We start from the raw sequence: 24,547 nt of genomic DNA on the forward strand, positions 1-24,547 counted from the left end.
GTTATGCCCGGCGACAACATCACGGTCGATGTCGAGCTGATCGTGCCGATCGCCATGGAAGAGAAGCTGCGCTTCGCCATCCGTGAAGGCGGCCGCACCGTCGGTGCCGGCATCGTCGTCACCATCAAAGAGTAATCGAGCCCGGCATCGCCGGATCGAAACGGATAGGGGCGGCCCTCGGGCCGCCCTTTTTCGTTGGCCAGATGTGCCTGTTTGGGGTCCCAATCTCTGTTGCAAGTCTGTGAGCCTCTACAGTATAGATTGGGTTGAGGGCTTGGTCGGATGGTTTCACAGCACCGTTTGCATAGTCGGCCATGGTTGGCACTGGGGCTGATCTGCCTGGTGTCGATGCTTGCCGTGGGCAGCGCCGCCTTCGCGGCCGAGACAAAAAATTCAGAGCCGGATCCGGATCCGCCGATGCGGTTCGTCGTCGTGCGTAGCGACGCGGCGGGCTGTGAGCCGACCTGTCCGGAATGGATATCGGCCGAGGGTGCGATATCGGCCAAGTCGCCGGCGCTGCTCAAGGCTGCCCTGAAAACGCTCGGCGGCCGCAAATTGCCGATCGTCATCAACTCTCCGGGCGGCGATGTCGATGCGGCCATCGCCATGGGCCGGATGATACGCAAGAACAAGCTCGACATCGCGGTCGGCAGGACGTGGTTCGTCGGCTGCGAGCCGGGGATGAAAAACTGCAAGGAGAACGACGCCAGAGGCGCGCACTATATCGGCAGCCCCTATGTGCTCGGCAGCTATTGCGCGTCCGCTTGTCCAATGATGCTGGCCGGCGGCACCAGGCGCCTGGTCGGGCCGCTGGCCTATCTCGGCGTCCACCAGATCACGACCACGATCGTGCAGATGAACGTGCAGTATCAGGTCCGCTACCGGATCGTGAAAGGCAAGAAGCGGGTCATCAGCAAGAAGGTCGTCAGCCGCAAGAACACCGGCAGCTACAAGACCTACGAGATGAGCAAGGGGGTGGAGCGCAAGCTGTCCGCCTATTTCAAGGAGATGGGTGTCGACCTCAGCATCATCGAGACGATGAAGAGCACGCCGGCCAGCGACATCCAGCAGATCGACCTCAGCGACATGCTGACAATGAAGCTGGTCACCAGCGACGACGCTGCAGATTTGCTGACCAGCGCAAGCCTGTGCAGGCTGAACCTTCCGGCTCCGAATTGCCGGGAGATACCGGAGAACAAGCCAGCCGGCGGCCTGCCGGACGTGGCAAAGGCTGCGCCGCTGCCGGTGAAGCCGGAGAGCGCGCCGCACGATGACGGCATGCGCTTTGTCGTGGTTCGCGGCAGCAACCCGCTCTGCAATCCCGACTGCCCGGAATGGATTGCAGCGCAAGGCGCGATTACGCCCCAGACGCCGCAGAAACTCAGCCAATTGCTCGCCACGCTTGGCAACCGGCGGCTGCCGGTGGTGATCAGCTCGCGAGGCGGAGACCTCTCCGGCGCCCTGGCGGCGGGCCGGATCATCCATGAAAAGAAGCTCGACGTTGCCGTTGCCCGCACCGATTTCGTCGGCTGCGACCCGGCAGAGTGGAATTGCCTGGCCAAGGACGGCGCCTATGCCGGGCTGAGCGTCGATGGCGACGGCGAGTGCGATTCGGCCTGCGCGCTCATGCTGGCCGGTGGCGCCAGGCGGCTTGTCGGTTCCCAGGCGCGGCTCAGCCTCTATCTGATGGGGCAGAAGCAGGCGGTCAAATCCTACCTCGACGAGATGGCGATCAGCCCCGCTTTGTTCCGGGCGCTCCAGGGCAGTTCGGTCGAGCGTCAGCTCGAACCCGACATGATGCTGGAGGTCGGCCTGACGACCGGGCGCCAGTCGGTGGATGCGCTGACGGGGTCCAGCATCTGCAGATCGGCGCCGAAACCTGAGAATTGCCGCGTGGTGCCGTCGTCCAATGGCTGATCGCGCCTATCGTCATGGAAGAGAAGCCTTGCTTCGCCTTCCGTGAAGGCGGCCGCACCGTCGTGCCGGCGTCGTCATCACCATCGAGAAATAGTCGAGCCGGTGTCAGCCGGATGGACCAGGAAAAGGGCGGTCTTTGGGGCTGCCTTTTTGTTTCCGGCGTTGCGCGGCACAAGTATTGCACGATTGTTTCAAAGCTATTGCAAGCACCGTCGCCGCAACTATTATGGATTGCATTGAGGGGTTTGCCGGGCGTGGTTTTGGGACAACGTTCAGACACTGTGGGACGGTGGCGGCGCGGGCTGGTCCGGCTGTCGACGGTGGCCGCGATGGCGATGGCTGCCTTCGCCGCGAAGGCCGAGGATGCCTCCCCCGGGACATGGCAGACAGTACCCCCTCTGCAGGGAGTGCTCTATCCGACCGATCCGACGATATGGACCGACGATCACTCGGAGATGCAGTTTGTCGTCACGCGCAGCAGCGCACCTGGCTGCGAGCCCAATTGTCCGGAGTGGATCTCCGCCGAAGGCGACATCTCAGCCGGCACGCCAGCCTTGCTCAAGCGTACCTTGAAGAAGCTTGGCAGCCGCAAACTGCCCATCATCGTCAATTCCTTTGGCGGCAACGTCAATGCAGCGCTCGAACTTGGCCGGATAATCCGCAAGAACAAGCTCGATATCGCCGTAGGCAAGACCGAGTTTTCCGACTGTTGGCCCGGGACGGATGGTTGTGGTTTTAGTTACGGCAAAGGTTCCGCCTATCTCGGCCGGGCGTCTGATGGCGCCAGCTGCAACTCCGCCTGTCCGCTGATGTTTGCCGGTGGCGTCCGCCGCGTGGCCGGCGGCTGGAACTATCTGGGTGTTCATCAGATCACCACCACCTGGTTCCCCTCCACAACGCACTACCGGACCACATATCGCGTCAAACGGGGCAAAAAATATCGGGTCACCACGCAAACGGTCACTCAAGGTGAAAGCTACAAGACCTATGAGATGAGCAAGGGGTACGCGAGAAAGATCTCGGCCTATCTCCGAGAGATGGGTATCGGGCAGGGCGTGCTGGACTTGATGAAGGCGACGCCGGCGAGCGACATCAGGCAGATCGGCCTCCACGATATGCTGACGATGAAACTGGCGACCAGCACGGACACTCTTGAGCTGTTTACCAGAGCAAGTTTGTGCATGTTCGACCCGCCGGCTCCGAACTGCCGGGAAGTGCCTGGACCGGCAGGCAAGCCGACGCCGCCGGTCGCTGCCACGACGGTCGCAGTCAAGCTCGCGAATGTGGCAGCCAAGCCCGCCGCTGTCACAAAGCCTTTGCCGGACCCCGCAGCGGCTCGTGTGGATATGAGCTTTGTCGTGGTCCGCGGCAGCGACCAGCATTGCACGCCGCAGTGTCCGCAATGGATTTCTGCGCAAGGCGCGATCACGCCTCAGACACCGCAAAAATTGCGCCAATTACTCGACACGCTTGGCAACCGGCGGCTGCCCGTGGTGATCAGCTCACGAGGCGGAGACTTGTTCAGCGCTCTGGCGACCGGACGGATCATCCATGAAAAGAAGCTCGACGTCGCCGTTGGCCGCACCGATATCGGTGACCCGGTCGAGGACGGCATCTATGCCGGGCTGAGCTTCGACGCCGGAGCCGACTGCGATTCGGCCTGCGCGCTCATGCTGGCCGGTGGCGCCAGACGGTTTGTCGGCCCCCAGGCGCGACTCAGCTTCTACCTGATGGGACAGAAGCAATTGGTGAAGACGTATCTGAATGAGATGGCGATCAGCCCCCGTCTGTTCACAGCGCTTCAGGACCGTTTCGCCGAGCGTGAGCTCGACCCTGATATGATGCTGGAGGTCGGGCTGACGACCGGGCCCCAGCCGGTGGATGCGCTGACGGGTCCCGGCATCTGCAAGTCGGTGCCGAAAGCTGAGAACTGCCGCGTGGCGCCGTCGCCCAACGCCCAGGCCGAAGCGCCGGCCAAATTGTAGCGCGGCGGGTTCACACTCGCCATCGAGGCAGGTTGAGCAGGGCGCGATTTCCGCTATCGTCGTGCCGGCGCCGGGCTGGCGGAGGATCGACAATGAGCCAGGACATCCCGACACTCTACGAATGGGCCGGCGGCATCGAAGCCCTCAACCGGCTGACGGAAACCTTTTACGACAAGGTGTCGCGCGACCCGGTGGTCGGCCCAGTGTTCAAACACATGTCGCCGGATCATCCCGCGCATGTCGCGGCCTTCATCGGCGAGGTTTTTGGCGGACCCAAGACCTACGGCGAACAGCATGGCGGCCATCGCGAGATGGTCATGCATCACTTGGGCAAGCATCTGACGGAGGAACAGCGCCGCCGCTGGATCAGCCTGCTTGCCGATGCCGCCGATGCGGTCGGGCTGCCGGACGATCCCGAATTCCGTTCCGCCTTCATGGGCTATGTCGAATGGGGGTCACTGCTTGCCAAGATGAATTCCACCCTCGGCGAGACCTGCGACCCGCAGACCGAACCGATGCCGGCCTGGGGCTGGGGCGTGCCGGGCGGGCCGTACAAGCCGCCGGCCGGGGGCTGAGCGCCGGCATGCGGCTTCAGGCAGGCGAAAAATCGAGATAGGCAGGGACGGGCTGGTCATCACCTATTCGGATTTTGGCAAAGGATCTGAAAGCGCGTCAGACAACTCTTTACAGCGCGCCCGGAAGCTTTTAGGAAGCGCCTGCGCTGAAACGCGCGTACGGGCATAGCTCAGTTGGTAGAGCGGCGGTCTCCAAAACCGCAGGTCGTAGGTTCGAGCCCTGCTGCCCGTGCCATTTTCCTCGTTGGAATCCGGCATTTTAGAAACGCCTTGTTTTGGCTCCTCGTTTGGTTGGGCTGAAGCCGCGTACTCGACGAGCGACGTTCCGAAGGCATGCGCAGAGCGAGAGCGCTGATGCGCAATGCCGAAGTCGGCGTATTTCCACGAACCGATTTCCTTGATTCAACTGCCATTGGCGAGCCAATTGCCATTTGCGTTCACAATTCAGAATAGGCCTATTTTGCTGCCGCCAGCTGCTTTTCAGCGGCTGCGAATTATTGGAAGCGGGATGCTGGCCTGGCTTCTGGAATTTTTTTGAATAGGGCTCTTGAACCGGTTTTCAGCCCTTCTTAATTCGTTTCCCGCCGAGGCCGATTGGCTTGACAAAAGGCGGCGCTGCTGGGCGGCGCCCTTGTACCCATGTTGCTTCAAGGAGGATGTGGCTATGAGAACCTTTGATACTCTCTATCGCAGCACCGTCGGTTTCGACCGGCTTTTCGACATGCTCGACAGCGGCACGCGTCCAGACTGGCCGCCCTATAACATCGAGAAGGTCGACGAGAACGATTACCGTATCTCGATGGCCATCGCAGGCTTCAGCCAGGATGAGGTTGAGCTGACCCAGCATGGACCCGAACTGGTCGTGGTAGGCCAGAAGGCTGATGATCAGAGCGGACGCCAGCTGCTGCACCAGGGCATCGCCTATCGCAGTTTCAGGCAGACGTTCAAGCTTGCCGACCACATGAAGATCAAGGCAGCCAAACTGGAGAATGGCCTCCTCTCGATCGACATCGTCCGTGAGATTCCCGAAGAGCTGAAGCCGCGCCGCATCAGCATCGGCGTCGGCGACGCCCAGGTGGGCGGCAAGCAGATCGCCCAGGATACGGAACGCACCCGCAAAGCGGCCTGATCGTATCGATTCAGTTATCCCTGCGGTCCGCCTCCCGGCTTCGGCCGGGAGGCCCAGATTGCGGAGAATGGAGATGGACAACTTCTACGAGACACCGACACTTTCTGCGGCACGCTCGGGCAAAATTGAAACTTCTTTGTGCCTGCTCGACAATCCAGACGACGTCATCAACCATCCACGCCTCAGCCGTGGAGAAAAGCGGGCACTGCTTTCCTCGTGGGCGTCCGATGCCTGCGCGGTGGAAAACCAGCCTGCCTTGCGCCGCCTGGACAACGGCACGGTAATCCCTGTCGACCAGATTCTGAGGGCGTTGAAGGCTCTGGATGAGAAACCCACGCTGGGGAAAGAGACTTCAGGCCGGGTGCTGCCTTGGCGACCCTCCACGCGCCGCAGCGGTCTCAAAGCTTGGCGGCGTCGTGGCCGTTCTTTCGGCCCCGACGATGACGACGACCCGCCCCCGTGCCCGGCAGTGATCGCGCCGCGCCCACGCCCACCATGCGGAATCGGCGCAGTGGCCGGGGTCGAACTCGCCTGTGCCTAACTAACCCTGGGTTGATCCAGCTGCCTCGGCATGGGCAGCTGGATTCCAATCTTGCGTGCGCTTCATTTGGTTTCCAAAACAGCAGGTCGCAGGTTCGTCCGCAACGCCATTTCCTCGAACTTGTAATCGCGTGCCTGATTTCCGGATCCACCTCCTGGAATTGGGGTCCGGCATTGAAAAAGGGCAGGTGGCTTGCCATATTGGGCGAACTGAGGCATAAGGCCTCGATAGCCGGGACGGGACGACTGGATGGTTCCGAGGCGGCGTTTGGTCATAAAGCGGACACTTGCCACTTGCGTGGATCAAGAATCGGTTTTATGTAGACACAACAGACACGCGACGCGTGGAGCTGGGAAGCCGGCTTTACGCGTCCGATTTGCATGGGCGAAATGGCGCTGATTCGGCGTCGACTTGAACCCAGGCGGCACGTCCCGGCCAGCGGGATCATCCAGGAGACCCGGCCAACGGGTCTTGAAGACAGAGCGGCATATGGCTTCGAAAACCACAAATCCTTTCGTCTTTCTCCAGCAGGTCCGCGCGGAAACTGCCAAGGTGACTTGGCCGTCGCGCCGGGAGACGATGATCTCGACGGTGATGGTGCTCGTATTCGCGGTCATCGCGATGATCTTTTTCTTCACCGCCGACGTGGCCATGGGCTACGCGATCGAGCGGTTACTGAGCCTCGGCCAATAAGTCCGGCGATTACGGAGAAGTCTTGAAATGACCGCGCGCTGGTACATCGTCCACGCCTATTCGAACTTCGAAAAGAAGGTCGCTGAGGACATTGAGAACAAGGCCAAGCAGAAGGGCCTGTCCGCCGATATCGAACAGATCGTGGTGCCGACCGAGAAGGTCGTCGAGATCCGCCGCGGCCGCAAGGTCGATGCCGAGCGCAAGTTCTTTCCGGGCTATGTGTTGCTCAAGGCCAATCTGACCGATGCGGTGTTCTCGCTGGTCAAGAACACGCCGAAGGTCACCGGCTTCCTCGGTGACTCCAAGCCGGTGCCGATCACCGAAGCCGAGGCGCAGCGCATCCTGAACCAGGTTCAGGAAGGCGTCGAGCGGCCGAAGCCCTCGGTCACTTTCGAGATCGGCGAGGCGATCCGCGTTTCGGATGGCCCGTTCGCCTCGTTCAACGGTTTCGTCCAGGAAGTGGACGAGGAGCGGGCGCGGCTCAAGGTGGAAGTATCGATCTTCGGGCGCGCCGTGCCGGTCGATCTGGAATTCGGACAGGTCGAAAAGGGCTGATCCGAAAACCCTGCGCCGGTTCGCCGGCAAGGGGAGGCGGCGCGGACAGCGCGCGGCCATGAACGGGTGGGAGGCGAATGCGGCTTTAGCCGGCCGCGCGGACCGCACCACCAGACTGCAACCGCCGGTGTTCCCGATACTGGGGCCGGCATGAGATAAAGGCAGGAAAGAGATGGCTAAGAAAATTGCAGGCCAGCTCAAGCTCCAGGTCAAAGCGGGATCGGCTACGCCGTCTCCGCCGATCGGCCCGGCACTTGGCCAGCGCGGCATCAACATCATGGAATTCTGCAAGGCGTTCAACGCGCAGACCCAGGAAATGGAAAAGGGATCGCCGATCCCGGTCGTCATCACCTATTACCAGGACAAGTCCTTCACCTTCGTCATGAAGACGCCGCCGGTGAGCTACTTCCTGAAAAAGGCGGCGAACTTGACGTCAGGTTCGAAAGAGCCGGGCAAGATCAAGGCCGGCACGATCGGCCGCGACAAGGTGCGCGCCATCGCCGAGCAGAAGATGAAGGATCTGAACGCAAACGACGTCGAGGCGGCCATGCGCATGGTCGAGGGCTCCGCCCGCTCGATGGGTCTGGAAGTGGTGGGCTGAGATCATGGCAAAGATTGCAAAGCGTGTATCGAAGTCCCGCGACGGCATCGACCCCAACAAGGCCTATGCCCTTGGTGAGGCGCTGAAGCTGCTCAAGGACCGTTCGACGGTGAAGTTCGACGAGACCATCGAAGTGGCGATGAACCTCGGCGTCGACCCGCGCCATGCCGACCAGATGGTCCGCGGCGTGGTCAACCTGCCGAACGGCACGGGCCGCTCGGTCCGCGTCGCCGTGTTCGCACGTGGCGGCAAGGCCGATGAGGCTCGCGCCGCCGGCGCCGACATCGTCGGTGCCGAGGATCTGGTCGACATCGTCCAGAAGGGCACGATCGACTTCGATCGCTGCATCGCCACGCCGGACATGATGCCGCTGGTTGGCCGTCTGGGCAAGGTGCTGGGCCCGCGCGGCATGATGCCGAACCCGAAGGTGGGCACCGTCACCACCGACGTCGCCGCCGCCGTCAAGGCATCGAAGGGCGGCGCTGTCGAGTTCCGCGTCGAGAAGGCCGGCATCGTTCATGCCGGCGTCGGCAAGGTCTCGTTCGACGTCAAGGCGCTGGAAGAAAACGTCCGCGCCTTCGCCGATGCCGTGACCAAGGCAAAGCCGGCCGGCGCCAAGGGCAACTACGTCAAGAAGGTGTCGGTCACCTCGACGATGGGCCCGGGCCTCAAGCTCGACGTCTCGACGCTCGCAGCGTCTTGATACGAACATCTGGATCGGCTGCCAAGGCGCTGATCCGCAAGTGAATTCCGGGCCTCCGACTTGTCGGCGGCCCGGTACCGGAAGTCGAGAGGCTTCCGGACATCCTGTCCGAGATTGCAGGCGGCCCAGAAGCCTTAATTGAATTGGGCCTGCATGAGACGGGTGAAAACCGGACAACGGAGCGACAAGCTCCAATGAAAGGTTCGAACCGTGTTTGCCTTTTGTCTGCGCATCTCCGGCTTGCCGTCGATGTGGCGAAAGGGGGCAGGATCCTCGAGCGTCGTTCGGGAGATCTGTAATGGATGGCCCGGCCGGCAAAAAGGCAACCCGACGCCTGTCCCACTAGCGGGGCAGGGGTCAACTGGAGATAGGCAGTGGACAGAGCGGAAAAACGCGAACTCGTCACGGGCCTGAATGGTGCTTTTGCAGGCGCTGGTTCAGTCGTCGTGGCCCACTACGCCGGTATCACCGTCGCGCAAATGAACGACCTTCGGTCGAAAATGCGCGCTGCCGGTGGCACCGTCAAAGTCGCGAAGAACCGTCTCGCCAAGATCGCTCTTCAGGGCACGGACTCCGCATCGATCATCGACCTGTTCAAGGGACAGACGCTGATCGCTTATTCGGAGGATCCGATTGCGGCGCCGAAGGTCGCGTCCGATTTCGCCAAGGGAAATGACAAGTTGGTCATTCTCGGCGGCGCAATGGGCACCACCTCGCTCAACGCCGACGGTGTGAAGGCACTCGCCACACTTCCGTCGCTCGATGAGCTGCGCGCCAGGCTGGTTGGCATGATCGCCACGCCGGCAACCCGGATCGCCCAGATCGTCAATGCGCCAGCGGCTTCGGTCGCGCGCGTCATCGGCGCTTACGCCCGGAAGGACGAGGCGGCATGAGGCCGTTCCTCGCTATCACAAACACACGTTCGAACCTGATGAAGGAATACAACAATGGCTGATCTGGCAAAGATCGTAGACGACCTTTCGAAGCTGACCGTCCTCGAGGCGGCCGAACTGTCGAAGCTTCTGGAAGAAAAGTGGGGCGTTTCGGCTGCTGCTCCGGTGGCGGTTGCCGCTGCCGGCGGCGCTGCCGCTGCTGCTGCTCCGGCTGAGGAAAAGACGGAATTCGACGTCGTCCTCACCGAGGCAGGCGCTCAGAAGATCAACGTCATCAAGGAAGTCCGCGCCATCACCGGCCTGGGCCTCAAGGAAGCCAAGGATCTGGTCGAAGCAGCTCCGAAGCCGGTCAAGGAAGCCGTTTCCAAGGCTGACGCTGAGAAGTTCAAGGCCCAGCTGGAAGCAGCCGGCGCCAAGGTCGACCTGAAGTAAGCGTAAAAGCGGCGGGCGGACTCGCGCCGTCCGCCACTCCCTTCACCAGAGGGGAGGATGCGTAGCGCGAGATGTACGAGAACCTCTTTCCTGAGGGCCGAAACCGGCCTTCAGGAAACGGGTTTTCTCCCGTTTTAGCCGTCGCCGCCAGGCGGCGGGAAACAGATCAGGGGCCGCCGCCGAGGTGGCCGCGCATGCAAGGTGAGCCGCGGCGAGGCTCGCCCCGAGTTTATAGCTAAGGAGCGACGATGGCCCAGACCCAGACTTTCAATGGCCGCAGACGCGTACGCAAGTTCTTCGGAAAGATTCCGGAAGTTGCGGAGATGCCGAACCTGATCGAGGTTCAAAAAGCATCCTATGACCAGTTCCTGATGGTGGCGGAGCCCAAGGGTGGGCGTCCGGACGAGGGACTGCAGGCCGTTTTCAAGTCGGTTTTCCCGATCTCCGATTTCTCCGGCTCCTCGATGCTGGAGTTCGTGAAGTACGAGTTCGAAGGACCGAAATTCGACGTTGACGAATGCCGTCAGCGCGACCTGACCTATGCCGCGCCACTCAAGGTGACATTGCGCCTCATCGTGTTCGATATCGACGAGGATACCGGCGCAAAGTCGATCAAGGACATCAAGGAGCAGGACGTCTATATGGGCGACATGCCGCTCATGACGCTCAACGGCACCTTCATCGTCAATGGCACGGAGCGCGTCATCGTCTCGCAGATGCACCGTTCGCCGGGCGTCTTCTTCGACCATGACAAGGGCAAGTCGCACTCCTCGGGCAAGCTTTTGTTTGCGGCGCGCGTCATTCCCTATCGCGGTTCGTGGCTCGACATCGAGTTCGATTCCAAGGACGTCGTGCACGCCCGCATCGACCGCCGCCGCAAGATTCCGGTGACGTCGCTCTTGATGGCGCTCGGCATGGACGGCGAAGAAATCCTGTCGACCTTCTACAACAAGATCACCTACAAGCGCGCCGGTGACCACTGGCGCATCCCGTTCAACGTCGAGCGTTTCCGCGGCCTGAAGGCCGTTGGCGACCTCGTCGATGCCGATACCGGCGAAGTTGTCGTCGAGGCCGGCAAGAAGATCACCGCCCGCCAGGCAAGAGCGCTTGGCGAAAAGGGTCTGAAGGCGATCAAGGCGACCGACGAGGATCTGCTCGGCAATTACCTGGCCGAGGACATCGTCAACTACGGCACCGGCGAGATTTTCCTCGAAGCCGGCGACGAGATCGACGAAAAGACGCTGAAGGTGCTGCTCGGCACGGGCGAAAGCGAGATCAAGGTTCTCGACATCGACCACGTCAATGTCGGCGCCTACATCCGCAATACGCTCAACGTCGACAAGAACGAGAGCCGCCAGGACGCACTGTTCGACATCTACCGTGTCATGCGCCCGGGCGAGCCGCCGACGCTTGAAACCGCCGAAGCCATGTTCAACTCGCTGTTCTTCGACTCGGAGCGCTACGACCTGTCGGCCGTCGGCCGCGTCAAGATGAACATGCGCCTCGAGCTCAAGGCTGAGGACACCGTGCGCGTGCTGCGCAAGGACGACATCCTGGCGGTGGTCAAGACGCTGGTCGAACTGCGCGACGGCAAGGGCGAGATCGACGACATCGACAATCTCGGCAACCGCCGCGTGCGTTCCGTCGGCGAGCTGATGGAGAACCAGTACCGCGTCGGCCTGCTGCGCATGGAGCGCGCGATCAAGGAACGTATGTCCTCGATCGAGATCGATACGGTGATGCCGCAGGACCTGATCAACGCCAAGCCGGCGGCTGCCGCCGTGCGCGAGTTCTTCGGTTCCTCGCAGCTGTCGCAGTTCATGGATCAGACCAACCCGCTGTCGGAGATCACCCACAAGCGCCGCCTGTCGGCACTTGGCCCGGGCGGTCTGACCCGCGAGCGCGCCGGCTTCGAAGTGCGCGACGTGCACCCGACGCATTACGGCCGCATCTGCCCGATCGAGACGCCGGAAGGCCCGAACATCGGTCTGATCAACTCGCTGGCGACCTTCGCGCGCGTCAACAAGTACGGCTTCATCGAAAGCCCGTACCGCAAGATCGTCAATGGCAAGCTGACCAATGAGGTCGTCTATCTCTCCGCTATGGAAGAGTCCAAGCACCACGTCGCGCAGGCCAATGCCGAGCTCGACAAGAATGGTGGTTTCGTCGACGAATTCGTCATTTGCCGCAGCGCCGGCGAAGTGATGATGGCGCCGCGCGAAAACGTCGATCTGATGGACGTGTCGCCCAAGCAGATGGTGTCCGTGGCCGCGGCGCTGATCCCGTTCCTCGAGAACGACGACGCCAACCGCGCGCTGATGGGCTCCAACATGCAGCGTCAGGCCGTGCCGCTGGTGCGCGCCGAAGCGCCGTTCGTCGGCACCGGCATGGAGCCGATCGTTGCCCGTGACTCGGGCGCCGCCATCGGCGCCCGCCGCGGCGGCATCGTCGACCAGGTGGACGCGACGCGTATCGTCATCCGCGCCACGGAAGATCTCGATCCCGGCAAGTCGGGCGTCGACATCTACCGGCTGATGAAGTTCCAGCGTTCGAACCAGAACACCTGCATCAACCAGCGTCCGCTGGTGCGCATGGGCGACCGCGTCAACAAGGGCGACATCATCGCCGACGGTCCGTCGACCGAGCTCGGCGATCTGGCGCTCGGCCGCAACGTGCTGGTCGCGTTCATGCCGTGGAACGGCTACAACTACGAGGACTCGATCCTGCTCTCCGAGCGCATCGTGGCCGACGACGTCTTCACCTCGATCCACATCGAGGAATTCGAGGTCATGGCCCGCGACACCAAGCTTGGACCGGAGGAAATCACGCGCGACATTCCGAACGTTTCGGAAGAAGCGCTGAAGAACCTCGACGAAGCCGGCATCGTCTATATCGGCGCGGAAGTGCAGCCGGGCGACATCCTGGTCGGCAAGATCACGCCGAAGGGCGAAAGCCCGATGACGCCGGAAGAAAAGCTCCTGCGCGCCATCTTCGGTGAAAAGGCGTCCGACGTTCGCGACACCTCGATGCGCATGCCTCCGGGCACCTTCGGCACAGTCGTCGAAGTGCGCGTCTTCAACCGCCACGGCGTCGAGAAGGACGAGCGCGCCATGGCGATCGAACGCGAGGAGATCGAACGCCTCGCCAAGGACCGCGACGACGAGCAGGCGATCCTCGACCGCAACGTCTATTCGCGCCTTTCCGACGTTCTCGTCGGCAAGGAAGCGATTGCCGGGCCGAAGGGCTTCAAGAAGGGCTCGAAGCTGTCGAAGGACACGCTTGACGAGTATCCACGTTCGCAGTGGTGGCAGTTTGCGGTGGAGAACGAAAAGCTCCAGAGCGAACTGGAAGCCCTGCGTGGCCAGTACGACGATTCCAAGAAGGCGCTCGAGCAGCGCTTCATGGACAAGGTCGAGAAGGTCCAGCGCGGCGACGAAATGCCTCCGGGCGTCATGAAGATGGTCAAGGTCTTCGTGGCCGTGAAGCGCAAGATGCAGCCGGGCGACAAGATGGCGGGACGTCACGGCAACAAGGGTGTCGTGTCGCGAATCGTTCCGGTCGAGGACATGCCTTTCCTCGAGGACGGCACGCATGCCGATATCGTGCTCAACCCGCTGGGTGTGCCGAGCCGCATGAATGTCGGCCAGATCCTGGAAACGCATCTGGGCTGGGCATGCGCGGGCATGGGCAAGAAGATCGGCGAGCTTATCGACGCCTACAAGACGGCTGGAGACATCAAGCCGTTGCGCAAGACGCTTGAGAGCTTCATCCCAGCCAACGACCGCAACGAGCCGGTCCGCGAATATGACGACGAGAGCATCGTTCGCCTCAGCGAGCAGATGCGCCGCGGCGTCTCTATCGCGACACCGGTGTTCGACGGCGCGCATGAAGTCGACATCAACATCATGCTGGAGCAGGCGGGCCTGCACACCAGCGGTCAGTCGCAGCTCTATGACGGACGCACCGGCGAGCCGTTCGATCGCAAGGTGACGATGGGGTATATCTATATGCTCAAGCTTCACCACCTGGTGGACGACAAGATCCACGCGCGTTCGATCGGTCCGTACTCGCTCGTTACCCAGCAGCCGCTGGGCGGCAAGGCGCAGTTCGGTGGCCAGCGCTTCGGCGAAATGGAGGTCTGGGCGCTGGAAGCCTATGGCGCCGCCTACACGCTGCAGGAAATGCTGACGGTGAAGTCGGACGATGTCGCCGGCCGCACCAAGGTCTACGAGGCGATCGTGCGCGGCGACGACACGTTCGAGGCCGGCATTCCCGAGAGCTTCAACGTGCTCGTCAAGGAAATGCGGTCTCTCGGCCTCAATGTCGAGCTGGAGAACACCAAGCTCGACGACAACCCTGTCCGGCTGCCAGATGCTGCCGAATAGGGGCGCGGCCGAGTAAGCAAGACATCCGGTCGCGGAACGCCGCGACCGGATGCAACAAATTCTACGGCCAGTGGGCCGACCACTCAGCGGGCATTTGGCCCGCGTTAGATGCAAGGGGTTTTCGAGGACCCCGAAAAGGAGAACGGCATGAACCAAGAGGTCATGAATCTCTTCAATCCGCAGGCGCCGGCGCAGGTGTTCGATTCCATCCGGATATCGCTCGCCAGCCCTGAGAAGATTCTGTCCTGGTCGTTCGGCGAGATTAAGAAGCCGGAGACCATCAACTACCGCACCTTCAAGCCGGAGCGTGACGGTCTGTTCTGCGCGCGCATTTTTGGCCCGATCAAGGACTATGAATGCCTGTGCGGCAAGTACAAGCGCATGAAGTACAAGGGCGTCATCTGCGAAAAGTGCGGCGTCGAAGTCACGCTGTCGCGCGTTCGCCGCGAGCGCATGGGCCACATCGAGCTGGCGGCACCTGTCGCTCACATCTGGTTCCTGAAGTCGCTGCCGTCGCGCATCGGCACGCTGCTCGACATGACCCTGAAGGACATCGAGCGCGTCCTCTACTTCGAGAACTACATCGTCACCGAGCCTGGCCTAACCGCGCTGAAGGAGCACCAGCTGCTCAGCGAGGAAGAGTACATGATCGCCGTCGACGAGTATGGCGAGGATTCGTTCACCGCCATGATCGGCGCCGAGGCCATTCATGACCTTCTGGCCGGCATGGACCTGGAGAAGATCGCCGGCGATCTGCGTTCGGAACTGGCTTCGACCACGTCCGAGCTGAAGCAGAAGAAGTATCTGAAGCGGCTCAAGGTCGTCGAGAACTTCATGGAGTCCGGCAACCGTCCGGAATGGATGATCATGAAGGTGGTTCCGGTGATCCCGCCGGACCTGCGCCCGCTGGTTCCTCTGGATGGTGGACGTTTCGCGACGTCCGACCTGAACGATCTCTATCGCCGCGTCATCAACCGCAACAACCGCCTGAAGCGGCTGATCGAGCTGCGCGCGCCCGGCATCATCGTGCGCAATGAAAAGCGCATGCTGCAGGAAGCCGTCGATGCGCTGTTCGACAACGGCCGTCGCGGCCGCGTCATCACCGGCGCCAACAAGCGTCCGCTGAAGTCGCTGTCCGACATGTTGAAGGGCAAGCAGGGCCGGTTCCGCCAGAACCTGCTCGGCAAGCGCGTCGACTATTCGGGCCGTTCGGTCATCGTCACCGGTCCGGAGCTCAAGCTGCACCAATGCGGCCTGCCGAAGAAGATGGCGCTCGAACTGTTCAAGCCGTTCATCTACGCCCGCCTCGACGCCAAGGGGTTCTCCTCGACCGTCAAGCAGGCCAAGAAGCTGGTCGAGAAGGAGCGTCCGGAAGTCTGGGATATCCTCGACGAGGTCATTCGCGAGCATCCGGTGCTGCTGAACCGTGCGCCGACGCTGCACCGCCTCGGCATCCAGGCGTTCGAGCCGATCCTGATCGAAGGCAAGGCGATCCAGCTGCATCCGTTGGTCTGCACGGCCTTCAACGCCGACTTCGACGGCGACCAGATGGCCGTTCACGTGCCGCTCTCGTTGGAAGCGCAGCTTGAAGCCCGCGTGCTGATGATGTCGACCAACAACATCCTGCACCCGGCTTCCGGCGCGCCGATCATCGTGCCGTCGCAGGACATGGTCCTGGGTCTCTACTATCTCTCGATCGTCAATCAGAACGAGCCGGGCGAAGGCATGGTGTTTGCCGACATGGGCGAACTCCAGCACGCGCTCGAGACCAAGGCGGTGACGCTGCACTCCAAGATCAAGGGTCGTTTCCGCACGGTCGACGCCGAAGGCAAGGTCGTGTCGAAAATCTACGACACCACGCCTGGCCGCATGATCATCGGCGAGCTGCTGCCGAAGAACGTCAATGTGCCTTACGAGACGGCCAACCAGGAGATGACCAAGAAGAACATCTCCAAGATGATCGACACCGTCTACCGCCACTGCGGTCAGAAGGAGACGGTCATTTTCTGCGACCGCATCATGGCCCTCGGCTTCAGCCACGCCTGCCGCGCCGGCATTTCGTTCGGCAAGGACGACATGCTGATCCCGGACGCCAAGATCAAGCTGGTTTCCGACACCGAGGCTTTGGCCAAGGAGTACGAACAGCAGTACAATGACGGCCTGATCACGCAGGGCGAGAAGTACAACAAGGTCGTCGACGCCTGGGCGAAGTGCTCGGAAAAGGTCGCCGACGAGATGATGGCCCGCATCAAGGCCGTCGAGTTCGAGGACAGTGGCCGTCAAAAGCCGATGAACTCGATCTACATGATGTCGCATTCGGGTGCGCGTGGTTCGCCCACCCAGATGCGTCAGCTCGCCGGCATGCGCGGCCTGATGGCAAAGCCCTCGGGTGAAATCATCGAGACGCCGATCATCTCGAACTTCAAGGAAGGCCTGACCGTGCTCGAGTACTTCAACTCGACCCACGGCGCCCGCAAGGGTCTGGCCGACACCGCCTTGAAGACGGCGAACTCGGGTTACCTCACCCGTCGTCTGGTCGACGTGGCGCAGGACTGCATCGTCAACTCCGTGGATTGCGGCACCGACAAGGGCCTCACCATGCAGCCGATCGTCGATGCCGGTCAGGTCGTCGCTTCGGTCGGTCAGCGCGTGCTGGGCCGCACCTCGCTCGACGACATCACGCATCCGGTTTCGGGCGAGGTTCTGGTCAAGGCCGGAACGCTGATGGACGAACGTGACGTGGAAAAGATCGAAAAGGCCGGCGTGCAGTCGGTCCGCATTCGCTCGGCACTGACCTGCGAGGTCAGGATCGGCGTCTGTGCGGTCTGCTACGGACGCGATCTTGCCCGCGGCACCCCGGTCAACCAGGGCGAAGCCGTCGGCGTTATCGCGGCGCAGTCGATCGGCGAGCCGGGGACCCAGCTCACCATGCGTACCTTCCACATGGGCGGTACGGCGCAGGTAGTGGACAGCTCGTTCCTTGAAGCCTCGTATGAGGGCAAGGTCGAGATCCGCAACCGCAACGTGGTGCGCAACTCGGACGGCCAGCAGATGGTCATGGGCCGCAACATGGCGGTGCTGATCCTCGACGAAGCCGGCAAGGAGCGTGCCTCGCATCGCCTTACCTATGGTTCGCGCATCTTCGTGGACGATGGCGACAAGGTGAAGCGCGGCCAGCGTATCGCCGAGTGGGATCCCTATACCCGCCCTGTCCTTACCGAAATCGAGGGCAAGGTGTCGTACGAGGATCTGGTCGACGGCATTTCCGTTCAGGAAACGGCCGACGAATCGACCGGCATCACCAAGCGCGAGGTCATCGACTGGCGCTCGACGCCACGCGGCAACGACCTCAAGCCGGCGATCGCCATCCTTGACCCCAAGGGCAAGGTCGGCAAGCTGTCGAAGGGCGGCGACGCCCGCTTCCTGCTCTCGGTAGAGGCCATTCTTTCGGTCGAGCCGGGTTCGCAGGTTCGTCCCGGCGACGTTTTGGCGCGTATCCCAATGGAAAGCGCCAAGACCAAGGACATCACCGGCGGTCTGCCGCGTGTTGCCGAACTGTTCGAGGCACGTCGTCCGAAGGATCACGCCATTATCGCCGAGATCGATGGCACGATCCGCTTCGGCCGCGACTACAAGAACAAGCGCCGCATCATCATCGAGCCGCATGACTCGACGCTTGAGCCGGTCGAATACCTGATCCCGAAGGGCAAGCCGTTCCATCTCCAGGACGGCGACGTCATCGAGAAGGGCGACTACATCCTCGACGGCAATCCGGCGCCGCACGACATCCTGGCGATCAAGGGCGTGGAAGCACTTGCTTCCTACCTCGTGAACGAAATCCAGGAAGTCTACCGTCTGCAGGGCGTGTCGATCAACGACAAGCATATCGAGGTGATCGTTCGCCAGATGCTGCAGAAGGTCGAGATCACGGTGCAGGGCGACTCGACCTACATTCCGGGCGACCACGTCGACGTGATCGAACTGGAAGAGGTCAACGAGCGCCTGGTCGAGGACGGCAAGAAGCCGGCCGAAGGCCAGCCAGTGCTGCTGGGCATAACCAAGGCCTCGCTGCAGACGCCTTCCTTCATCTCGGCCGCCTCCTTCCAGGAGACGACCAGGGTGCTGACCGAAGCTGCGGTTGCCGGCAAGACCGACATGCTGCAGGGCCTGAAGGAAAACGTCATCGTCGGCCGGCTGATCCCGGCCGGTACCGGCGGCACGATGAGCCAGATCCGGCGCATCGCCACCTCGCGCGACGAACTGATCATCGACGAGCGCCGCAAGGCCTCCGGTGTCGAGGTCGCCGAGCCGATGCTGACCGACATGGTCAACGCCGCGCAGTAAGCGCGGTAGGACGAGAAGAAGGAAGGGGGCCCCAGTGGCCCCTTTTCGCGTTTTGACCCCCAATCGAATCGAGGAAAACATGAGCAAGAAGGTTTGGACTGACGTCGACGACTACATCGTTTCCTCTCTCTTCGAAGCAGATCCCATCCTCGAAGCGGTGCTTGCGGCCAACCGCGACCAGGGCCTGCCGGCCATCGACGTATCGCCGGCGCAGGGCAAGCTGCTGTCGCTGCTGGTCCGCATCAGCGGCGCCAGGAAGGTGCTGGAGATCGGCACGCTTGGCGGCTACTCGACCATCTGGATGGCAAGGGGATTGCCCGTCGGCGGCAAGATCGTGACGCTCGAACTCGAGCCGCATCATGCAAAAGTCGCGCACTCGAATCTCGAGCGGGCAGGGGTGCCGGACAAGGTCGAGCTCAGGATCGGCCCCGCGCTTCAGTCGCTTGAGACGCTGGCTGCCGAAAATGCCGGTCCGTTCGATCTGATCTTCATCGACGCCGACAAGCCGAACAATCCGAATTATCTGTCATGGGCCATGCGCCTGTCGCGGCCGGGGACGGTCATCATCTGCGACAACGTCATCCGCGACGGCACCGTGCTCAACGACGATGGCCGTGACGCGTATGTCGAAGGCGCACGCGGTGCGTTTTCCTTCATCGGCGGCGACAAGCGCCTGGACGGCACCGCCATCCAGACCGTCGGCGCCAAAGGCTATGACGGGTTTGCGATTGCAATCGTCGAGTAAGGCTGCATGATGAGTGTCCGGACTGCGGTCCGGCAGAACTCATCGCTCAATCGAAGAACGCTTCCACCACATTGCGCTTGCCGAGCATGAAGGCGTCGGCCACGTGCTGCAGGGGTGCCAAATCGACATCGGAGACGCCGGCGGGTACGATTTCAGCGAAGCGCCGGTAAAGCTGGGGATATTCGGCTTCCGGCTCGTCGTGAACCACCTTGCCGTCGATGGCGAGCTTGGTGCCGCCGCCGGACAGCACCATCTTGCCCTTGTCGGTGTCGGCCAGGATGTCCCAGCTCTGTGGTCCCGTCTGCAGCCAGTCGAGCTCCATGGTCACCGGCAACCCATCCGAGGTACGGAAGGTCACGTGGGCCGCCACAGGCGAGGCGCGGTTTTCCGGGAAGTCGAGGACGGCCGAGGTGATGAACATCGCCGGCAGGATGTGGGTTGCGATCGACAGTGCGTTGATGCCGGGATCGAAGACACCGAAGCCGCCCGGCGCCCAGATCCAATCCTGGTTCGGATGCCAGCGGCGGACATCTTCCTTCCAGAGGATGGCGGCCGAGTTGACCTTGGCCGACGCCAGGAAGGCACGCGCGGCTTCCACCGCCGGCGCGTAGCGCGAATGCCAGCTGGCGAACAGTGAGACGCCATTGGCTGCCGCCAGCCGCTTCAGGTCCTCGACCTCACTGACAGTGGCGCCCGGCGGCTTCTCCAGGAAAACATGCTTCTTCGCAATCAGCGCCGTGCGTGCCGCGTCGTAGCGGAACTGCGGCGGCATGCACAGCGACACGGCCTCGAGTTCCGGCACCGCGTCGAGCATCGCCTCAATGGTCGGAAAATTCGGGATGCCGTCCACCTTGCCGTGCCGGCTGGCGGCGGCGATGAGGCGGTAGTCCGCATCCTTGGCCACTGCCGGCAGATGCTGGTCGCGCACGATCTTGCCGACGCCGACGATGCCGAGCTTGATGGGACCATTGTTCGAGGGCATGGGAACTCCGCGGATTCGAATTTGGCTGGTTAAGTCGCTCGGTTCTTAGCAGAGAACCGGTGCCGGGCAAGCCGGCGCGGTGACAGGCGCAAGCAGCCGGCCACGCTCAGAGCGGAACCTCGAACGTAACGATCGACACTTCGCCTTCGAGCGCACCCTGAAAGGCTGACAGATGCGGCTCCTCGTCGGGTTCGCCGTCCATATCGCCGATCTGGTCGAGCTCGACCTCGGCATAGCCTTCGGCCGCAAGCGATTCGAGCACCCGGCGCACGGCCGAATCGTCGTCGGGCGCAACCAGCATCACATGGACGCCTTCCGGCTTGCCGCCCTTCTTTTTCCAGACCCGGCCGGTGACGATGGTGACCGGGCGTTCCTCATTGTCGTTCACGGGCTGATTCCTCTTGAGACGGGGGCGGGCGAGGGGTTTTGGGCTGTCCATGGCGCCTTTTGCCATGAAGAACCCGCGCATGACAGCCAAAAGCCGGTCACTTTCTTGTCTGCCCCGGTCACTTTCTTCCTCTGCCTTGCAAAACGAAGAAAGAAAATTACATGCGTTTTTCGCATGGCTGCCAAGCCGTCGTCAGCGCGCAATATTTGGCGTGCCGGGGTTGACGGTTCACGGTCTTGCGAGTAGAAGCCGCCCAGTCAGAACCGATGTGAGGCTCTCCCTTCCGAAGCGACACGCTTTGGAGTTTGCCTCAAACAGGGTTCGTTTTACGAGCGAAAAGACATTTCCGGCGCGCATGAAGCGGTTCCCGCTTCCTCTGCATTTTGTTCGGGCAGGACCGCGAGGCGCGGTTTATGGCCCGAATTTGCGTATGGAATTGGCGCTTTGAGCGGCCCTGACCGGGCGAGACACGGAATTGAGAGACAAGAGGGTTTAATGCCTACCGTCAACCAGCTGATCCGCAAGCCGCGCATTGCGCCGGTGAAGCGCAACAAGGTCCCGGCCATGCAGCAGAACCCGCAGAAGCGGGGCGTCTGCACGCGCGTCTATACAACGACGCCGAAGAAGCCGAACTCGGCACTGCGCAAGGTGGCCAAGATCCGCCTGACCAACGGCTTTGAAGTGATCGGCTACATCCCCGGCGAAGGCCACAACCTTCAGGAACACTCCGTGGTCATGATCCGCGGCGGCCGCGTAAAGGATCTTCCGGGCGTGCGCTACCACATCATCCGCGGCGTGCTCGACACGCAGGGCGTGAAGAACCGCAAGCAGCGCCGTTCGAAGTACGGCGCTAAGCGTCCGAAGTAAGATTTTCCGGCCCTGGCGCTGCTTGAATGCGTCGGGCTACGAGATTGAGAGACAAAAGCCATGTCGCGTCGTCACAGTGCAGAAAAGCGTGAGATCAATCCGGACCCGAAGTTCGGCGATCTGATCGTCACCAAGTTCATGAACGCCGTCATGTATGACGGCAAGAAGTCGGTTGCCGAGACCATCGTCTACGGTGCGCTCGACCAGGTTCAGTCGAAGACCAAGCAGGAGCCGGTCACCGTCTTCCATCAGGCGCTCGACAATGTCGCGCCGCATGTGGAAGTCCGGTCGCGCCGCGTCGGCGGCGCTACCTACCAGGTTCCGGTCGATGTGCGCCCCGAGCGCCGCCAGGCCCTGGCGATCCGCTGGCTGATTGCAGCTGCGCGCAACCGCAACGAGACCACCATGGTCGACCGCCTCTCCGGCGAGCTGATGGACGCGGCCAATAACCGCGGCACCGCCGTGAAGAAGCGTGAAGACACCCACAAGATGGCAGAAGCCAACCGCGCTTTCGCGCACTACCGCTGGTAAAGCGCGAACGAGACTGAGAAGGCATCCACGATGGCCCGCGAATACAAAATCGAAGACTACCGCAATTTCGGTATCATGGCGCATATTGACGCCGGCAAGACGACGACCACCGAGCGCGTCCTCTATTACACGGGCAAGTCGCACAAGATCGGCGAAGTCCACGACGGCGCTGCCACCATGGATTGGATGGAGCAGGAGCAGGAGCGCGGCATCACGATCACGTCCGCCGCCACCACGACCTTCTGGAAGGGTCGCAGCGGCAAGATGTACCGCTTCAACATCATCGACACTCCCGGACACGTCGACTTCACCATCGAGGTCGAGCGTTCGCTGCGCGTGCTCGACGGCGCCATTGCGCTGCTCGATGCCAATGCCGGTGTCGAGCCGCAGACCGAGACTGTCTGGCGCCAGGCCGACAAGTATAAAGTTCCGCGCATGATCTTCTGCAACAAGATGGACAAGATCGGCGCCGACTTCTACCGCTCGGTCGAGATGATCGGCTCGCGTCTTGGTGCGCATGCCGTCGTCATGCAGCTGCCGATCGGCGCCGAGACCGAGTTCAAGGGTGTCGTCGATCTCGTCGAGATGAACGCGCTGGTCTGGCGCGACGAGACGTTGGGCGCTGCCTGGGACGTCGTCGAGATCCCTGCCGACCTTCAGGCCCGGGCCGAAGAATACCGCGAGAAGATGATCGAAGCCGCCGTCGAAATGGACGAGACGGCCCTCGAGAATTACCTCGAAGGCAAGATGCCGTCGAATGACGAGATCCGCGCGCTGATCCGCAAGGGCACCATCGCGGTCAAGTTCTACCCGATGTTCTGTGGCTCGGCCTTCAAGAACAAGGGCGTGCAGCCGCTGCTCGACGCCGTCGTCGAATACCTGCCGTCGCCGGCCGATGTTCCCGCCATCAAGGGCGTCGACGCCAAGACCGATGCCGAGATCGAGCGTCATGCCGACGACAACGAGCCGCTGTCGATGCTGGCCTTCAAGATTATGAACGACCCGTTCGTCGGTTCGCTGACCTTTGCCCGCATCTATTCGGGCAAACTGACCAAGGGCATCTCGGTCGATAACACCGTCAAGGGCAAGAAAGAGCGCATCGGCCGCATGCTGCAGATGCATGCGAATTCGCGCGCCGACGTCGAAGAAGCCTTTGCCGGCGACATCGTTGCTCTGGCCGGCCTCAAGGACACGACCACCGGCGATACGCTCAGCGATCCGCTGCACCCGGTCATCCTCGAGCGCATGGAATTCCCGGATCCGGTCATCCAGATCGCCATCGAGCCGAAGACCAAGAACGACCAGGAAAAGATGGGCCTCGCCCTTCACCGCCTGGCCGCCGAGGATCCGTCATTCCGCGTCAAGACCGACGAGGAAAGCGGCCAGACCATCATTTCGGGCATGGGCGAACTTCACCTCGACATCATCGTCGACCGCATGCGTCGCGAGTTCAAGGTTGAGGCCAATGTCGGCGCGCCGCAGGTGGCTTACCGCGAGACCATCACCCGCAGGCACGAGCAGGACTACACCCACAAGAAGCAGACCGGCGGTACCGGTCAGTTCGCTCGCGTCAAGATCGTGTTCGAACCGAACCCGGAAAGCTCGGAGTTCGAGTTCGAGACCAAGATCGTCGGCGGTGCGGTTCCCAAGGAATACATCCCGGGTGTCGAAAAGGGCATCAACAGTGTCATGTCGTCGGGTCCGTTCGCGGGCTTCCCGATGATCGGCGTCAAGGCGACGCTTATCGACGGCGCTTACCACGATGTGGACTCCAGCGTCCTGGCGTTCGAAATCGCCGGCCGCGCCTGCTTCCGTGAAGCCGCACCCAAGCTTGGCGTGCAGCTGCTCGAGCCGATCATGAAGGTCGAAGTCGTGACCCCGGAAGACTACGTCGGCAGCGTCATCGGCGACCTGAACGGCCGTCGTGGCCAGATCCAGGGCCAGGAAGCTCGCGGCGTGGCTGTCGTCATTAACGCGATGGTGCCGCTGGCCAACATGTTCAAGTACGTCGACAACCTGCGCTCGATGAGCCAGGGCCGCGCGGCCTACACGATGCAGTTCGATCACTATGAGCCTGTGCCGACCGCGGTCGCCCAGGAAGTCCAGAAGAAATACGCGTAACCTGAACGGGTTGCATCGGTAACTTAATTCAAGGCCCGTACGGGCGAGCAGATTGGAGACATCACATGGCAAAAGGTAAATTCGAGCGTAACAAGCCTCATGTGAACATTGGCACGATTGGCCATGTCGATCATGGCAAGACGTCGCTGACGGCGGCGAT

Annotated in this window: 21 protein-coding genes and 1 tRNA gene; 20 read left to right on the forward strand and 2 right to left on the reverse strand. The window is 62.0% G+C overall.

From position 1 onward, the window contains the following. From NKJ58_RS30915 to NKJ58_RS30990, 16 genes are all read left to right on the forward strand, one after another. A partial coding sequence (locus NKJ58_RS30915) for an EF-Tu C-terminal domain-related protein (protein ID WP_473606819.1) occupies window positions 1–135 on the forward strand: 135 nt, incomplete at its 5' end. A gap of 147 nt (window positions 136–282) precedes the next feature. Continuing rightward, window positions 283–1,917 carry a COG3904 family protein gene (locus tag NKJ58_RS30920; RefSeq protein WP_488362046.1) on the forward strand — a complete coding sequence of 545 codons (1,635 nt, stop codon included), beginning with the start codon at window positions 283–285 and terminating at the stop codon, window positions 1,915–1,917. Further along, the gene (locus NKJ58_RS30925; RefSeq protein WP_245263181.1) at window positions 1,887–3,902 is read left to right on the forward strand and encodes a COG3904 family protein; all 2,016 of its coding nucleotides are present in this window, start codon (window positions 1,887–1,889) and stop codon (window positions 3,900–3,902) included. The genes NKJ58_RS30920 and NKJ58_RS30925 overlap by 31 nt, the downstream gene beginning before the upstream one ends. 92 nt (window positions 3,903–3,994) lie before the next feature. After that, window positions 3,995–4,477, forward strand: coding sequence for a group II truncated hemoglobin (locus NKJ58_RS30930; RefSeq protein ID WP_352520177.1), 483 nt, complete (start codon window positions 3,995–3,997; stop codon window positions 4,475–4,477). A 159-nt stretch (window positions 4,478–4,636) separates the two neighbouring features. Continuing rightward, window positions 4,637–4,712, forward strand: a tRNA-Trp gene (locus NKJ58_RS30935). 429 nt (window positions 4,713–5,141) lie between these two features. Next, complete coding sequence (locus tag NKJ58_RS30940) at window positions 5,142–5,606, forward strand: Hsp20 family protein (RefSeq protein ID WP_352520176.1); 465 nt, start codon at window positions 5,142–5,144, stop codon at window positions 5,604–5,606. A 73-nt stretch (window positions 5,607–5,679) separates the two neighbouring features. Next, complete coding sequence (locus tag NKJ58_RS30945; protein WP_023716380.1) at window positions 5,680–6,147, forward strand: hypothetical protein; 468 nt, start codon at window positions 5,680–5,682, stop codon at window positions 6,145–6,147. A gap of 489 nt (window positions 6,148–6,636) precedes the next feature. Then, window positions 6,637–6,840, forward strand: coding sequence for a preprotein translocase subunit SecE (gene secE, locus NKJ58_RS30950; protein ID WP_023686025.1), 204 nt, complete (start codon window positions 6,637–6,639; stop codon window positions 6,838–6,840). Window positions 6,841–6,867: 27 nt separating this feature from the next. Beyond that, the gene (nusG, locus tag NKJ58_RS30955) at window positions 6,868–7,395 is read left to right on the forward strand and encodes a transcription termination/antitermination protein NusG (protein ID WP_006333333.1); all 528 of its coding nucleotides are present in this window, start codon (window positions 6,868–6,870) and stop codon (window positions 7,393–7,395) included. Between the two features lie 172 nt (window positions 7,396–7,567). Then, window positions 7,568–7,996 carry a 50S ribosomal protein L11 gene (gene rplK, locus NKJ58_RS30960; RefSeq protein WP_006333334.1) on the forward strand — a complete coding sequence of 143 codons (429 nt, stop codon included), beginning with the start codon at window positions 7,568–7,570 and terminating at the stop codon, window positions 7,994–7,996. Window positions 7,997–8,000: 4 nt separating this feature from the next. Then, the gene (rplA, locus tag NKJ58_RS30965) at window positions 8,001–8,699 is read left to right on the forward strand and encodes a 50S ribosomal protein L1 (RefSeq protein WP_023667438.1); all 699 of its coding nucleotides are present in this window, start codon (window positions 8,001–8,003) and stop codon (window positions 8,697–8,699) included. Window positions 8,700–9,073: 374 nt separating this feature from the next. Continuing rightward, on the forward strand, window positions 9,074–9,592 hold the full coding sequence (rplJ, locus tag NKJ58_RS30970) for a 50S ribosomal protein L10 (RefSeq protein ID WP_023667437.1): 519 nt from the start codon (window positions 9,074–9,076) through the stop codon (window positions 9,590–9,592). 54 nt (window positions 9,593–9,646) lie between these two features. Continuing rightward, window positions 9,647–10,024: a 50S ribosomal protein L7/L12 gene (rplL, locus tag NKJ58_RS30975; RefSeq protein WP_023667436.1), complete on the forward strand. Its 378-nt coding sequence runs from the start codon at window positions 9,647–9,649 to the stop codon at window positions 10,022–10,024. A 248-nt stretch (window positions 10,025–10,272) separates the two neighbouring features. After that, window positions 10,273–14,409 (forward strand): DNA-directed RNA polymerase subunit beta, encoded by a 4,137-nt coding sequence (rpoB, locus tag NKJ58_RS30980; RefSeq protein WP_023686024.1) that lies wholly within the window; start codon window positions 10,273–10,275, stop codon window positions 14,407–14,409. 147 nt (window positions 14,410–14,556) lie between these two features. Beyond that, entirely contained in the window at window positions 14,557–18,753 is a 4,197-nt protein-coding gene (gene rpoC, locus NKJ58_RS30985) for a DNA-directed RNA polymerase subunit beta' (protein WP_023667434.1), read from the forward strand. Between the two features lie 79 nt (window positions 18,754–18,832). Beyond that, the gene (locus NKJ58_RS30990) at window positions 18,833–19,498 is read left to right on the forward strand and encodes an O-methyltransferase (RefSeq protein ID WP_023667433.1); all 666 of its coding nucleotides are present in this window, start codon (window positions 18,833–18,835) and stop codon (window positions 19,496–19,498) included. 46 nt (window positions 19,499–19,544) lie between these two features. On the opposite strand, the gene NKJ58_RS30995 is transcribed toward NKJ58_RS30990, so the two are convergent. Beyond that, a complete protein-coding gene (locus NKJ58_RS30995) occupies window positions 19,545–20,480 on the reverse strand; it encodes a Gfo/Idh/MocA family protein (protein WP_023686023.1) in 936 nt (311 codons plus the stop codon). A 106-nt stretch (window positions 20,481–20,586) separates the two neighbouring features. Continuing rightward, the gene (locus NKJ58_RS31000) at window positions 20,587–20,868 is read right to left on the reverse strand and encodes a hypothetical protein (protein WP_023686022.1); all 282 of its coding nucleotides are present in this window, start codon (window positions 20,866–20,868) and stop codon (window positions 20,587–20,589) included. 495 nt (window positions 20,869–21,363) lie between these two features. Between NKJ58_RS31000 and rpsL the strand changes: the two genes are divergently transcribed. The 4 genes from rpsL to NKJ58_RS31020 all read left to right on the forward strand — a co-directional run. Next, the gene (gene rpsL, locus NKJ58_RS31005) at window positions 21,364–21,735 is read left to right on the forward strand and encodes a 30S ribosomal protein S12 (protein ID WP_006333356.1); all 372 of its coding nucleotides are present in this window, start codon (window positions 21,364–21,366) and stop codon (window positions 21,733–21,735) included. A gap of 60 nt (window positions 21,736–21,795) precedes the next feature. Further along, a complete protein-coding gene (gene rpsG / locus NKJ58_RS31010) occupies window positions 21,796–22,266 on the forward strand; it encodes a 30S ribosomal protein S7 (protein WP_008875664.1) in 471 nt (156 codons plus the stop codon). 30 nt (window positions 22,267–22,296) lie between these two features. Beyond that, window positions 22,297–24,387, forward strand: coding sequence for an elongation factor G (fusA, locus tag NKJ58_RS31015; RefSeq protein WP_023667430.1), 2,091 nt, complete (start codon window positions 22,297–22,299; stop codon window positions 24,385–24,387). Window positions 24,388–24,452: 65 nt separating this feature from the next. Then, on the forward strand, window positions 24,453–24,547 hold a 95-nt coding region (locus NKJ58_RS31020), incomplete at its 3' end, for a GTP-binding protein (RefSeq protein ID WP_131922527.1).

Source organism: Mesorhizobium sp. M0139 (assembly GCF_040322455.1).
GTDB lineage: Bacteria > Pseudomonadota > Alphaproteobacteria > Rhizobiales > Rhizobiaceae > Mesorhizobium.